The sequence below is a fragment of the Eubacterium sp. AF17-7 genome, from assembly GCF_003461285.1.
Lineage (GTDB): Bacteria > Bacillota > Clostridia > Lachnospirales > Lachnospiraceae > Eubacterium_U > Eubacterium_U album.
Map to the genome: position 1 here is coordinate 522 of NZ_QTWU01000041.1, position 203 is coordinate 724.

Sequence of the window (203 nt, forward strand, 5' to 3'; positions counted from 1 at the left end):
CTGTAAATCTGCTGGCAACGCCTTCGAAGGTTCGAATCCTTCTCTGCCCATTAAAAAAAGAAGAAACAGCGCGGGGTAGAGCAGTCTGGAAGCTCGTCGGGCTCATAACCCGGAGGTCGCAGGTTCAAATCCTGTCCCCGCAATTTTTTATGCCCAGTTAGCTCAGTTGGTAGAGCAGAGGACTGAAAATCCTCGTGTCTCTG

2 tRNA genes (1 of these 2 only partly in view) are annotated in these 203 nt (G+C 50.7%); both read left to right on the top strand.

What is annotated here, in order from left to right:
- Positions 1-50: transfer RNA gene (locus DWW96_RS14165), tRNA-Tyr, on the top strand (it extends 68 nt beyond the left edge of the window).
- 19 nt (positions 51-69) lie between these two features.
- A tRNA-Met gene (locus DWW96_RS13755) sits at positions 70-143 on the top strand.
- The last annotated feature ends 60 nt before the right edge of the window (positions 144-203 follow it).